We start from the raw sequence: 13002 nt of genomic DNA, 5'->3' as shown, positions 1-13002 counted from the left end.
TATGCAGGCTTAAATGGGTGAGATGTCTGCAAAATTTGTATTTAGATAAGTCTGAAATGCGGGTGAATGGTGACAGTTTTTGACAGTGTGAAATCATGTAATGTTTTGGCTGTGATTGGTTAAACAGTCTAAAAATGCGGTTTTTTTAATCTATGATGGAATTCCAATAACGATAAAGGACAGTGAGAAAATCATGGCAATTGCAAAAGTAGTTGAAGTTAATTCAAGCAGTACAAAAAGTTTTGAAGACGCGATTCAGACTGGAATCGCTAAAGTGACAGAAACAATTAAAAATGTCCAAGGGGCGTGGATTAACGAACAAAAAGTAGTGATTAGAGACAATCAAATCACGGAGTATCGGGTCAATTTAAAAATTAGCTTCTTGGTTGAATAAACTCGGTGCACTTGAAAGTCCAAAAAAAATCCCGTTTCGGGATTTTTTTGGCGTCTAATCTAGTTGGAAGAACGCTATTCAACTTACCTATATTTTAAGCTTATGCTTTGGGTTCAGGCAGATCGCATTGTTCTGCATCGCAGCTTGCTGCATCTTCAACCTCTAGCTCACTTGCTGTTTCAAGGGCTTTTTGCAGGACTTGCACAAAGACTTCACATGGCTGCGCACCAGCTAAAGCAATACGCTGATCAAATACGAAGAATGGTACGCCAGTAACGTTTAATTGTTCACGTGCGACTTCTTGGTCAAATTTTACAAAGTCGGCATATTCGTCAGAATCTAGAACATCATCCACTTCTACAGGATTCAGCCCGATTCGTGATGCAACATCTTCGAGTGTTTCACGTTCGCCAATTGCTAAACCTTGAGTCATATAGCTATAGAAAAAAGCTTCTTTGGCTTCGCTGCCCAAGCCTTTACTTTGTGCCAAATGCACCAAGCGATGCGCATTAAAGGTGTTGCCTGAGTTGGCATTTTCCCATTGAAAGTCAATACCTTCAGCTTTTGCCATTTCGGCAATATTACGCTGCATTTCTTCTACTTCGGCAAGGCTGCGCCCATATTTTTGTGCTAAACGCTCTGAATTAGATACTTCCTGACGCGGTGGTGCATCTGGGTCAAGTTCAAAGCTGTGCCAATGCACTTCTAATTCTACACCTGCTTCTTCAGCAGCAGCTTCCAAACGTTTTTTGCCGATATAGCAAAACGGACAAACAATATCTGACCAAATATCAACGCGCATGAATAATCTCAAATTCTGTTTTTTTACTAAGATGGGGATGTTACATAAAATTTAAAGCATAAAGCGATGCTAAACTTATTTTTGAGCGTCTGGTAAAATACATGGTGGTATATTCCAATAGCTTAGTAATAAAATAAGTATGAAATCTATACAAATGTGATGGGCTTCACGGTAAGATAAAACAAATATTAAAAATAAGAGGGCACTCATGCGACGGATAGTGCTAATCATTGGGTGTGTAACGGGTATTATTTTTGGGTGGATGTTTTATCAATATAACAGTCAGCAAAAACAAGTTGCGCAATTGCACGCCTATCAAAATGTGATTCATGAAAAAGCTGAACAGATTTTTGTACAGGCACAGGATTGGTCTAAACCGATTCAGATTAACGTGCAAGATTCACGCTTAACGGGTGATTATCAGGTCATGGCAAGTTTTGTGTTGAGTCACATGGTACAAAGTGCCGAAGCGCGTAACAGTTATTTGCGTGAATTAAAAGCCTTGAATTGGGATCAGTTTTTAAATCCTCAACGACTTGCTGCAGACAAAAAACAAGACTATGCCGATACCGAAGCCATGTTAGTGCAAGTGCGTGCCATGGTAGATTTGTATCAGGAGCATTTAGAACAGCATGAAGCGATGGCTCTAGAGCAAATAGAGAATCTTGAAATCAATCATAATTTGCGCCGTCATTTAGCAGAATCTTTGCTAGAAAGCCGCCATAATGACCAAGGTTACACATTATTTGAATTGGAAAAGAAAAATTTGGGTAAGGCGTATGTGTTGTTTGCAATTTTAAAAAACAACAAATGGGAGCTCAAAAACAATACCTTTATGTTTTATGAAGATGCAGCCTTGAAAGAATTTAATACCGTATATCAAGAGATGGTGCAACTCAATACGCAAATGCAAGAGATCAGTCAGCAGCATCAGCGTGCCCTTGAAAGCAAGTTATAAGGTTTAGCAAATCCTTACATCAAATTGTCAAAAGAATGTCATCTGTCGTACAAATCTCTTGCCTAAACTGTAGCTGTTGATTTAATGGCTCAGCTAGGCAGGTCCGATATGAACAACATTCAAGTCTTTGATGATATTCAACAACTGTATTTGCAATTTCTAGAAAATAAGAACTACCCGAAACTCGAAAATTTAAATAATTGGGGAAAGAACCGTTACTTCTTTAATCAGCACTTTCGTTTAGTTGAAGATTGGCATCAGACTGAACAAATTGTGATTGAATTTAATCAGCAATATTACTGCTTGGATACAGGCAGCGCCCCAGATTTTATGGACAAAGATCGCTATATGACTTGGTTGATGGGAGAGTTGTTGGTTTAACTTGTACAGGTGAATCACAACCGATCAGTCATTTACATTTCAAGATAACAATGCAAAAGGATAAAATTTAAAAATCAGAACAGTTCAAAACAACAAAATAAAAAATCCCCGCATAATGCGAGGATTTTTTTATTGCAAGACTTTTTACACACGCTCAATAATTGTCGCGATACCTTGACCAAGACCGATACACATGGTTGCTAGACCGATTTGCGTGTCTTGTTGTTCCATCACGTTCAGCAATGTGGTGGTGATACGCGCACCTGAACAACCCAAAGGGTGACCGAGTGCAATTGCACCACCGTTCAAGTTCACACGATCTTGCTGATCATAAATGCCTAAGCCTTTAAGAACAGACAAACCTTGTGCAGCAAACGCTTCGTTTAATTCAAATGTTTGAATGTCTGCAATTGACAAGCCAGCACGTTTAAGCGCTTTTTGCGTTGCAGGTACAGGGCCATAACCCATGATTGCTGCATCGCAGCCTGCAACTGCCATAGAGCGAATCACCGCACGAGGTTTTAAACCTAAAGCTTGTGCACGTTCAGCAGACATAAGCAGCATCGCAGATGCACCATCAGACAATGCTGAAGATGTTGCCGCAGTAACTGTACCGCCTTTCGGGTCAAATACAGGACGTAAAGCTTGGAACGACTCAAGGTTGGCATCTGGACGGATTACTTCGTCGATGTTGCATAGCTGTTTAAAGCCATTTGCATCATGACCTTCAATGCCAATGATTTCGTTTTTAAAACGACCTTCTTGTGTTGCAGCCCATGCACGACGATGTGATTCCACACCAAAGGCATCTTGCTCTTCACGCGAAATACCATTCATGCGACCCAACATTTCAGCAGTTAAGCCCATCATGTTTGATGCTTTGGCATAGTGCTTCGATGCAGCAGGGTTGATGTCGATACCGTGCATCATGCCCACATGGCCCATGTGCTCTACACCACCAATGATGAAAATATCACCCTGATTGGTTGCAATTTGTGCTGCAGCCGTGTGGATTGCTTGCATTGAAGAACCACACAGACGGTTTACGGTTTGACCCGCTACTGTTTTTGGAAGATCAGCCAATAATGCAATATTACGACCAATGTTCATGCCTTGTTCTAGGGTTTGGTTAACACAGCCCCAGATTACATCTTCAACTTCGTTGACATCAAACTGGTTACGAGCAACTAAAGCACGAACCAATTCAGCCGATAGACTGTCAGCACGTACATTGCGGAACATACCGTTTTTGGTTTTACCCATTGCAGAACGTACGCCATCAACGATGACAACGTCACGTGGATTTAAAGTAGCCATTCACGTTGCTCCTTAACCGTAGAATTTTTTGTTGTTAGCAGCCATGTCACGCAACATTTGTGGCGCTTCATAAGCTTTTCCTAAGTGTGCATATTTGTCGCAAAGCGCAACGTATTCAGCAACACCTGTTTGGTCGATATAACGGCATGGGCCACCACGGAATGGAGGGAAACCTACACCCATAATCATCGCCATATCTGCTTCAGATGGTGTCGCCACGATGTTGTCTTCTAAGCAACGTACTGTTTCATTACAGAAAGCCAACATCATACGGTCAATGATTTCTTGTGCATCAAATTCGTGCTTTTCAGATGTTGCGACAGATGCTACAAGCTCATACGCAGTTGGGTCGACCACTTTGGCTTTCTTGCCTTTACGATCCAATTCATATTTGTAGAAACCAACGTCATTTTTTTGACCTAGACGTTTGTTTTCGTACATGACTTGGATTGAGCCTTTATAGTCTGGCTTCATACGGTCTGGGAAACCTTCTGCCATGACTTCTGCACCGTGAACGCCCGTGTCGATACCGACAACGTCAATTAAGTATGCAGGACCCATTGGCCAGCCGAATTTTTCCATGACTTTGTCAACTTGCTGGAAGTCTGCGCCATCTTTAAGTAACAAGTCGAATGCACCAAAGTAAGGGAACAATACGCGGTTCACCAAGAAGCCTGGGCAGTCATTCACTACGATTGGTGTTTTACCCATTTTCTGAGCAAGCACAACAGTAGTCGCAATCGCTTCAGGTGAAGTTTTTTCACCACGAATCACTTCTACCAATGGCATCATGTGCACTGGGTTAAAGAAGTGCATGCCGACAAAGTTTTCTGGACGTTGTAGGTTTTCTGCCAAACGTGTAATCGAAATGGTTGATGTGTTTGACGCGATAATGGTGTTTTCACGTACTGATTTTTCAGTTTCAGCCAACACAATGCCTTTGACTTTCGGATTTTCAGTCACGGCTTCAATCACGATATCTACTTCTTTAAACTCGTCATAGCTTAAAGTTGGGCGGATACGTGCCAAAGTTTCACCCATTTTGGCAGGTGTCATTTTTTTACGTTCAACTTGCTTGGTCAGCAATTTGTTTGCTTCAGACATCCCCAATGCCAATTGTGGATTGCCAATGTCTTTCATGATAATTGGTGTGCCTTTGCTTGCCGCTTGGTAAGCAATACCGCCACCCATGATACCCGCGCCGAGTACAGCCGCTTGGTTAACAGGATGCGCACCTTTTTCATATTTTTTCGAGGTCTTCTTCACCACTTGGTCGTTGATGAACAAGCCAATCAACGCGCCTGCTTGTGGCGTTACCGCAGCTTTAGCAAAGCCTTCCGCTTCCGCTTTGAGTGCGTCATTACGTGGCAAGCTTGCACCTGCTTGTAAAGAATCAAGCATGAGTTTTGGTGCAGGGTATTGTGCAGGATTCGCTTTGGCTAATACCGCACCTTTTGCAGTGTTGAACGCCATCATTTGTTCAAGTGGGTTCAATTTCACTGGGTCTAATTTTTCTTGGCGTTTTGCTTTCCAGTCCAAACGACCTGCAATGGCTTGTTTAACCAAATCAAGCGCAGCCGCTTGTAATTGATCTGCAGCAACCACAGCATCTACAGCGCCGTCTTTGAGTGCAGCATCAGGACGTTTAGGGTTGGCCATTGCCATCCATTCAACCGCATTGTCGATACCAATAACGCGGCTTAAACGAACCGTACCACCAAAGCCCGGGAAAATACCGAGTTTGATTTCTGGTAAGCCCACTTGTGCTTGGTCTGACATGACACGGTAGTCACATACCAAACACATTTCAAAGCCACCGCCCAATGCCATACCATTGATTGCAGCAACTTTAGGAATCTCTAAATCTTCAAAAGCATTGAAGATGTCGTGAACAGGCAATGCCCAATCCACAATGGCTTGTTCGCCTTGAGCGAAGTTTGCGCCAAATTCGGTGATGTCTGCACCCACGATAAAGGTTGATTTCGCAGAAGTGACGATTAAACCTTTCACTTCATTGTTTGCTTTAACAGCCTCAATCGCAGCTTTAAAGTCTTCAATCGTTGCACGGTTAAATTTGTTGACCGACTCACCTTGTAAGTCAAAGCGGAATTCTGCAATTCCGTCCGAAAGCATTTGGACGGTAATGGCATTGCCAGCGTGGATCATGCCTGATCTCCTTTATTTTGGAGGACTTCTAAGTTGATGTTATGAAGCGTGTGCGATAGTCCTGCACACATATATGCCTCGCTAATCTTACGATAACTATATCGAAAAAAAATATAGCAAGTTGTATCAAGCCGTGACGCAAGGGTCATGATTTTTCTCATAGCGCGGAATTGCTTTTTGACCCGATTTTAAAATCCTATGTTTAAAGAAAGATGAAAGTGATTGTTTTCTCTTTTATTTTTAATCAGGTTGTATTGCATTTTCGATTTAGAAAAGCTTGATAAATAGATGTTATCAGTGGGTTGTTGTGGGCAGAAAAGTCAATCCCTTGTTTTGATTATAAGTTTTAAAGCATGAAGTCGGTAGATATGGGTAGTTTAGGCAGTGACTTGCAATGTGGTCTTTTATTTTTTGCTTAGCTCTACAGGCATTGGAAATGTAAGTCAGCAAGTTAAAGAAATAAACGAGCCTAAAAGAATTATGGAATGAGATTTGGTAGGTAACAATCAAATTACATTTATTAAAGGAAATGTTAAATAAAAACTTTAATATTTAATGAGCAAAATTAAATAAGTGATAAAAAATGAAAAAACTATTCGCATTGAGTTTACTAGTATCATCGACATCCGTCTTAGCAGCTTTGCCTCCGTTTACATCCCAAAATCTAGAAGGATACAAGGGCATTCAAAGAGATAGTATGTCTCGCTTGAGGGTTAATCTAACAGTTTCTAGTAATAATGATGCTGGGGAGATTAATATTTCTAATTTAACTTTGTGTTCAGCAACTGCTTGTTGGAAAGCCGATGTTAATAAGTATGTACCTGTTGTAAATAGTAGTACCACGAGAGGGCAACTAGTCGCAGACGTATTAATTCCAAATAATGAACAAATTAGAGAAGTTTTCTTTGAACCGACTACAGGTAAACAATCAATTGAAGGGAATTTAAAGTTTAAAGAAACTGTAAAAATTGATCCTGAATATCAAGGACAGAACTTATATATTGTTTTAGATAAAACCAGTAAAGGAAATGGTGTATTGCGCTACTTTCCAGTAGCCAGTACTGCGTTACCTTTTAACCCTGAACTAAAATATTATCTAATTGATCCAAAGTTTAATCAGTCGATTAATCTGAATAGTAAAAGTACGATTACTTTTCCATCTAAATTCTTGGCTCAACCTCAACTATTTACTATTGCTGAGCATAACGTAGGTAAGAAATTTCCAATGCTTGATATATATCCTTATATCAAGGGAAGGAATAACCTTAAGATTAAGTTAGCCGAAGTAGATAAAGGTGCTAATACTAAAACAGGAAATCGGATAATAAAATTATTAAATTTTTCGGAGATAACTTCTACTGAAACTCGTTTAATTGAGGGATCTGATACTCCCAGTAGTGCCGCGCAATAAGTCTCTATGGCTGCGGCTGCTGCAACTTGTGCATCTACAATAGGCTCTAATTTAGCGAGTTATCGAAGCCTTGCGACAAGTACAGGGGTAGTAAAGATTTCAGCATGTGAACATATAGCCCCTAATATTTATACCGCTTTTTATTGGTAGTGTTCAAAAAACTGTGTCATTTCCTTAAACTGTTAAAAACAGGAATGATGCATTATGGCAACTACATTTGATTTTGAAACAGCCTTAAAACAACTCCAGTCAGGACAAGCACTGACTGGAGAAAATGGCATACTCACCCCTTTAATTAAACAGCTGACCGAAGCTGCTCTTGAAGCAGAAATCGAGAATTACATTGAAGCGAATCCGAAACAAGGTAATCGCCGCAATGGCTATACTCGCAAGACAGTAAAATCTACATCAGGTTCATTTGAGCTTGAAACCCCTAGAGATCGAAATGGTGAATTTGAGCCACAGTTAGTTAAAAAGAACCAGACCAAATTATCAGAAGAAATTGACAATAAAATCATATCACTCTATGCACTTGGTATGAGCTATCGTGATATTCAAAAGCATGTTGCTGATATGTATGGATTGGAGATTTCAGATGGTGCTATCACCAATATTACAGATAAGCTCCTCCCTCAGTTACAAGCATGGAAACAACGCCCACTCGATACAATTTATCCCTTTGTTTGGTTAGATGCCATACATTACAAAGTGAAGGATAAAGGTGTTTATGTGAGCAAAGCGATCTATACCATTTTAGCTTTAAATGTTGAAGGTAAGAAGGAACTACTCGGCTTGCATTTGTCGGAAAGCGAAGGGGCGAACCATTGGCTTAGTGTACTGACAGACCTACAAAATCGTGGTGTTCAGGATATTCTGATTGCCTGCCTTGCGAAGCAGCGCTTCTCAGGACTAAAAGGTTTCCCCGAAGCCATAGCAGCGATTTACCCTCAAACAGAAATACAACTGTGTATCGTTCATCAAATCCGTAATTCTTTACGCTATGTTGCCAGTAAAGATCAGAAGGCATTTATGGCTGATTTAAAGCCAATTTACCGTGCTGATACCAAAGGGGCGGCAGAAGTAGCACTGGATGAGCTAGAAGAAAAATGGGGCGAAAAATATGGTGTGGTCATTCAGTCATGGCGTACCAAATGGCATCTACTATCCGCCTATTTCAAATACCCTAAAGCGATTAGGAAGCCGATTTACACCACCAATGCCGTTGAAGCCGTACATCGTCAATTCCGCAAACTAACCAAAACCAAAGGAGCTTTCCCCAATGAGGATAGTCTGATGAAATTGCTGTATATTGGTATTCAACAGGCATCAGAAAAATGGACAATGCCTATTCAGGAATGGGGACAAACGATTACTCAATTATCCATTTACTTTGAAGGTCGATTAGATGATATAATTAAAATCTAGTCAAATTTACTGACACAGAATTTTGAACGCCCTCCTTTTATTAATTCAAAAGATAGTCGTATTAAGTATGACTTACCTGTATCTGTGGCTACTGAGTGCGTTTAAAAGCATCACAACGCCTTTCGGGGCGTTTTTTATGACATTTTTGAGAAATTTCAGCAACGTGCTTTAATTCCCGCCTACTTTTATGTATAGAATGAAGCAAATAGGGGAATTTTTATGCAAACGTTTCGTTCTAAAAAAGATTGGTGGGTTTTGGCTTTTGTGATTTGTATGTCTGGTCTATTGATTCAGTTATTGCTGACCATGTACGCCAAAGGCACGATGCCAGCATTTCCTGTGCACACAGGGGTGTATTTCATTACCATTTTTGTGTTGTGGTGGCCTGTGTTCAATACGCGCTATCAGGTCGATGCAGAACGCTTGCAGATCCGTTGCATGTTTTTAAAATGGGATATTCCACGCGACAGTATTCAAAAAATATCTAAAACCAATAATTCTGTAGCGTCACCTGCTTTGTCGCTGAAGCGTTTAAAAATTGATTATCTTCAAGCGGGGCAGCCAAAATTTGTATTGGTTTCACCTAAAGATCAGACCAAATTTAGTCAAGCCTTGGGAATGGAAATTACCGACTAATCCCTAGGGTCTGTTGACATTTCATAAATGGCTTGCGCTGTAGGCTAAAACTGAGCAGATCAGGCATGAAACGCAGGGAATAGCGAGACTATTGCCAAGTTTCATAACGCAATCTGAGAAAGTTTTAGCCACAGCCTTTCAGGACGAGCATATTTTTTGCTGCTATTGCGTTATGAGTCAGTCATTTAGAATGACTAAATTTCCTGCCTCATGCCTTATATCAGCTAAAAAATATGCATCGTCGCAAACATAGACGAATTGTCAACAGACCCTAGGCTTTTTAAGCAAAAATAAGCATCAAAACTTTGAGGATGAGCAGAGTGGCATTCTCAAGATTCACGCAGTATAAGTCGCGGGTTTATTCTATTTTGAGGTGCAATTGATTTGCACTGCAATCTACCCATATTTCCGATTTTTCGGGATGACTTAAAAAATACAAAGCTAAAATAGGCTCAAGTTCGGTACGAATTTTGCGCCCCAAATGCCGTGCGCCGTAACGAATATCATGCCCCTGATAAAAATAGGCTTTAGCTGCTGCAGTCAGTTGGACTTGGCGTTGTTGATGCTGCAGGCGATGGTTTAACTTTTCCAATTCAATTTCAACCAATTGCGGCAGGGCATCAGCAGATACCGCTTGATAATGCAAACTACGGTCAATCCGATTTAAAAATTCAGGGTCAAATTTACGCTGCATGACTTTTTCAATGATCCGTTGTGTGGGCATGTGTTTTAAGCACAGTTGTTGTACTTTTTGCGGCAACAGATTCAATTTATCTAAGTATTGTTGTGCGGCTTGAGCACCCACATTGCTGGTCATAAAAATCATGCAATTGCGAAAGTCGATGGTTTTGGTGCCTGCAGTCAGGGTCAGTTTGCCTGTATCTAGCACATTCATTAAGCCACGTATCACTTCGCTTGAGGCTTTTTCCAGTTCATCAAATAACATAATGCCTGGGCGGGTGTGCGAACCTGCAATCGCAGTTTCATCAAATAAACTATGGCCTTCTTTAGAGCCGACATAGCCAGGAGGCGCGCCTGTGAGTGCAGCCGCATAGTGTTCCTGCGCCAAGGTATTCATATCAATGCGGCAGAAGGCATCGGGGCGACCATAAATGGCTTCGGCAATCAGGCGCACCGTTTCGGTCTTGCCAACACCTGTCGGGCCAAGCATTAAAGTCACTGAAAGTGGTCGCTCTGTGCTGGAGAAATCGGCCTTGACCACATACAGCATTTTTTCGATTTCATTCAGCGCTGCATCTTGTCCAATAATCCGTTGACGTAACAATTGCATGACTTGTGTAGGTTCAAAATGAAAGCGCGGCTTGCCAATCAAACGGTCTTTGGCGGATACATACTGATGTGTACTGATCGGTTGGGACGTTGCGGATTGAATGGTCGGTATGCCGTGTGGTGCGGTCGTCATCCTGCACTTTCCTTCTGCTGACAAGATGCCTGAGCATAGCAAATCTTGTGTTGCCGACTGATCGTTTTTAGCACTGAGCTGATCGTTTTAGTGGATAGATCATGCGCTATGCCACAGGATAAAGCTTGAAAAAATCAGATAAAGCAGCACATCATGTAAAGAATGTAGCAAGAATAGGATGACTCGTGAACCCAAACGCAGGTGAGCATATCGAGAAAATTTTGGCAAATATGACCCAATTGCCAGGGGTTTACCGTATGTTGGGTAAAGACGGGGAGTTGTTATATGTCGGCAAAGCCAAAAATTTAAAAAACCGAGTGTCGAGTTATTTTGTCAAAACCATCGAGCATCCTAAAACGCAGGCTTTAGTGGCGCGTATTTATGATATTGAAACTTTGGTGGTGCGTTCCGAAACTGAAGCGTTATTGCTTGAACAAAATCTGATTAAGCTGCATCGTCCACCGTACAATATTATGCTGCGCGATGATAAGTCCTATGTTTATATTTTTGTGTCGGCAGATCAGCCTTATCCGCGTATTGCCAGTGGACGCGGCAAAGGCAAGCATCAGATAGGCAAGTTTTTTGGGCCTTATCCGAGTGCGTACAATGCCCGCGATACTTTGGTGGTGTTACAAAAACTGTTTAATGTGCGGCAGTGTGAAAACAGTTATTTTGCTCAACGGCAGCGTCCGTGTTTGCAATATCAGATCAAACGCTGTTCGGCACCGTGTGTAGGATTGATTTCGCCCGAAGAATATAAAGAAGATGTTAATAATTCGATTCGATTTTTACAGGGCGATAGTAAAGAACTGAATCAGCAATTGATTGCTAAAATGGAAGCTGCAGCCGAAGCGTTGGAATTTGAAAAAGCAGTCTTTTACCGTGACCGTATGGCTTTGTTGCGTGATGTGCAGGCACAGCAAGCCATTTATAAACTCAAAGGCGAAGCCGATATTATCGCAATTGCTTATCAGGCAGGTGTGACCTGTGTGCAAATTATGCATGTGCGCAATGGCAAAATGCTGGGCGGTAAAAGCTATTTTCCTGATATGTTGGGCGATGTTTTGGGGCAAATGTTGGCCGATTTTATTGCCAACTTTTACTTTCAGGTGGCCGATGAAATTCCAGCGGAATTGATTGTTAATGTGGAAGTGGCAGATTGCAAAGAGTTGGAACAAGCCTTACAGCAACACTTCGATAAAAAAATTCAAATTAAACATAAAGTGCGTGAAACCCGTGCCGAGTGGCAAGAATTGGCACAAATGAATGTGCAGCATGCCATTAAAGGTAAACTCGCCAATCACTTTGAATTAAATGAGCGTTTTCATCAGTTAGAGCAAGTGGTTGGACGCCCGATTGATCGGATTGAATGTTTTGATATTTCGCACACTATGGGCGAAGACACTGTGGCATCTTGCGTGGTATTTGACAGTGGTGGTATTCGCAAACGTGATTATCGACAATTTTCAATTCAGGATATTCAGGCTGGAGATGACTATGCTGCCATGCGCCAAGCTTTAACGCGCCGTTATAAAAAAGCCATGCTGCCCGATTTATTGCTGATTGATGGCGGTAAAGGGCAGTTGAATATGGCGATGGAGGTCATGCAGGAGTTAGGATTGGATGCCTTTATGATTGGGGTGTCCAAAGGCGAAGGACGCAAACCTGGTCTAGAAACGCTACATTTTACCGATGGCAGCAAAATTCAGCTGCCTGAAGATCATAAGGCGCTGCATTTGATTCAGCAGGTACGTGATGAAGCACACCGATTTGCAATTACCAAGCACCGTGCCAAGCGCGATAAAAAACGTGGCTCATCAATACTTGAAGTGATTCCGGGCTTAGGGCCAAAACGTCGTCGTGATTTACTCACCCATTTTGGTGGCATACAAGGTGTCCTGAAAGCTTCTGAAAAAGAGTTGACTTTAGTACCCGGACTGGGTGAAGTAATGGCGCGTACGATTTATAAAGTGCTGCATGAATGACTAAATTTCCTGCCTCATGCCTTATATTAGCTAACCCGAATTACGGATAAGAAAAGCCCTTGAAAAAAAGGTAGTTAGAGCCATTTAGAAAGTTACGACACAAC

General features: G+C 41.5%; 11 protein-coding genes. 7 read left to right on the top strand and 4 right to left on the bottom strand.

What is annotated here, in order from left to right; translation table 11 throughout:
• Positions 1-193: 193 nt before the first annotated feature.
• Positions 194-394, top strand: a complete 201-nt coding sequence (locus tag CF596_RS09755) for a dodecin family protein (protein ID WP_096902334.1) — start codon at positions 194-196, stop codon at positions 392-394.
• Between the two features lie 100 nt (positions 395-494).
• On the opposite strand, the gene CF596_RS09750 is transcribed toward CF596_RS09755, so the two are convergent.
• Positions 495-1196, bottom strand: a complete 702-nt coding sequence (locus CF596_RS09750) for a DsbA family oxidoreductase (protein WP_096902320.1) — start codon at positions 1194-1196, stop codon at positions 495-497.
• A 208-nt stretch (positions 1197-1404) separates the two neighbouring features.
• Here CF596_RS09750 and CF596_RS09745 point away from each other — a divergent pair, with 208 nt between their 5' ends.
• Both CF596_RS09745 and CF596_RS09740 read left to right on the top strand, forming a co-directional pair.
• Positions 1405-2154 (top strand): hypothetical protein, encoded by a 750-nt coding sequence (locus CF596_RS09745; protein ID WP_096902319.1) that lies wholly within the window; start codon positions 1405-1407, stop codon positions 2152-2154.
• 108 nt (positions 2155-2262) lie between these two features.
• Positions 2263-2535, top strand: a complete 273-nt coding sequence (locus tag CF596_RS09740; protein ID WP_096902318.1) for a hypothetical protein — start codon at positions 2263-2265, stop codon at positions 2533-2535.
• Between the two features lie 144 nt (positions 2536-2679).
• Here the strand turns inward: CF596_RS09740 and fadA are convergent, their stop codons facing one another.
• The gene (gene fadA, locus CF596_RS09735; protein ID WP_096902317.1) at positions 2680-3852 is read right to left on the bottom strand and encodes an acetyl-CoA C-acyltransferase FadA; all 1173 of its coding nucleotides are present in this window, start codon (positions 3850-3852) and stop codon (positions 2680-2682) included.
• A 12-nt stretch (positions 3853-3864) separates the two neighbouring features.
• Complete coding sequence (fadB, locus tag CF596_RS09730) at positions 3865-6018, bottom strand: fatty acid oxidation complex subunit alpha FadB (RefSeq protein ID WP_096902316.1); 2154 nt, start codon at positions 6016-6018, stop codon at positions 3865-3867.
• A gap of 583 nt (positions 6019-6601) precedes the next feature.
• Here fadB and CF596_RS09725 point away from each other — a divergent pair.
• The 3 genes from CF596_RS09725 (at position 6602) to CF596_RS09715 (ending at position 9490) form a co-directional block, all read left to right on the top strand.
• A complete protein-coding gene (locus CF596_RS09725; RefSeq protein WP_242439149.1) occupies positions 6602-7429 on the top strand; it encodes a hypothetical protein in 828 nt (275 codons plus the stop codon).
• 204 nt (positions 7430-7633) lie between these two features.
• Complete coding sequence (locus tag CF596_RS09720) at positions 7634-8854, top strand: IS256 family transposase (RefSeq protein WP_087554590.1); 1221 nt, start codon at positions 7634-7636, stop codon at positions 8852-8854.
• Positions 8855-9073: 219 nt separating this feature from the next.
• Entirely contained in the window at positions 9074-9490 is a 417-nt protein-coding gene (locus CF596_RS09715; RefSeq protein WP_004975829.1) for a PH domain-containing protein, read from the top strand.
• A gap of 358 nt (positions 9491-9848) precedes the next feature.
• On the opposite strand, the gene CF596_RS09710 is transcribed toward CF596_RS09715, so the two are convergent.
• A complete protein-coding gene (locus CF596_RS09710) occupies positions 9849-10913 on the bottom strand; it encodes an AAA family ATPase (RefSeq protein ID WP_096902315.1) in 1065 nt (354 codons plus the stop codon).
• Between the two features lie 185 nt (positions 10914-11098).
• On the opposite strand from CF596_RS09710, the gene uvrC reads away from it, so the two are divergent.
• Positions 11099-12898, top strand: a complete 1800-nt coding sequence (uvrC, locus tag CF596_RS09705) for an excinuclease ABC subunit UvrC (RefSeq protein WP_096902314.1) — start codon at positions 11099-11101, stop codon at positions 12896-12898.
• Positions 12899-13002 lie beyond the last annotated feature (104 nt).

Source organism: Acinetobacter sp. YT-02, from assembly GCF_002412355.1.
GTDB lineage: Bacteria > Pseudomonadota > Gammaproteobacteria > Pseudomonadales > Moraxellaceae > Acinetobacter > Acinetobacter towneri.
Note: the sequence above shows the minus strand (reverse complement) of the source record. Positions and strands in the feature narration are given on the sequence as shown.

What these genes read in the sequence shown, in the direction of transcription:
- CF596_RS09755 (WP_096902334.1), top strand. Translation starts at nt 194, where the DNA reads ATGGCAATTGCAAAAGTAGTTGAAGTTAATTCAAGCAGTACAAAAAGT.
- CF596_RS09750 (WP_096902320.1), bottom strand. Translation starts at nt 1,196, where the DNA reads ATGCGCGTTGATATTTGGTCAGATATTGTTTGTCCGTTTTGCTATATC.
- CF596_RS09745 (WP_096902319.1), top strand. Translation starts at nt 1,405, where the DNA reads ATGCGACGGATAGTGCTAATCATTGGGTGTGTAACGGGTATTATTTTT.
- CF596_RS09740 (WP_096902318.1), top strand. Translation starts at nt 2,263, where the DNA reads ATGAACAACATTCAAGTCTTTGATGATATTCAACAACTGTATTTGCAA.
- fadA (WP_096902317.1), bottom strand. Translation starts at nt 3,852, where the DNA reads ATGGCTACTTTAAATCCACGTGACGTTGTCATCGTTGATGGCGTACGT.
- fadB (WP_096902316.1), bottom strand. Translation starts at nt 6,018, where the DNA reads ATGATCCACGCTGGCAATGCCATTACCGTCCAAATGCTTTCGGACGGA.
- CF596_RS09725 (WP_242439149.1), top strand. Translation starts at nt 6,602, where the DNA reads ATGAAAAAACTATTCGCATTGAGTTTACTAGTATCATCGACATCCGTC.
- CF596_RS09720 (WP_087554590.1), top strand. Translation starts at nt 7,634, where the DNA reads ATGGCAACTACATTTGATTTTGAAACAGCCTTAAAACAACTCCAGTCA.
- CF596_RS09715 (WP_004975829.1), top strand. Translation starts at nt 9,074, where the DNA reads ATGCAAACGTTTCGTTCTAAAAAAGATTGGTGGGTTTTGGCTTTTGTG.
- CF596_RS09710 (WP_096902315.1), bottom strand. Translation starts at nt 10,913, where the DNA reads ATGACGACCGCACCACACGGCATACCGACCATTCAATCCGCAACGTCC.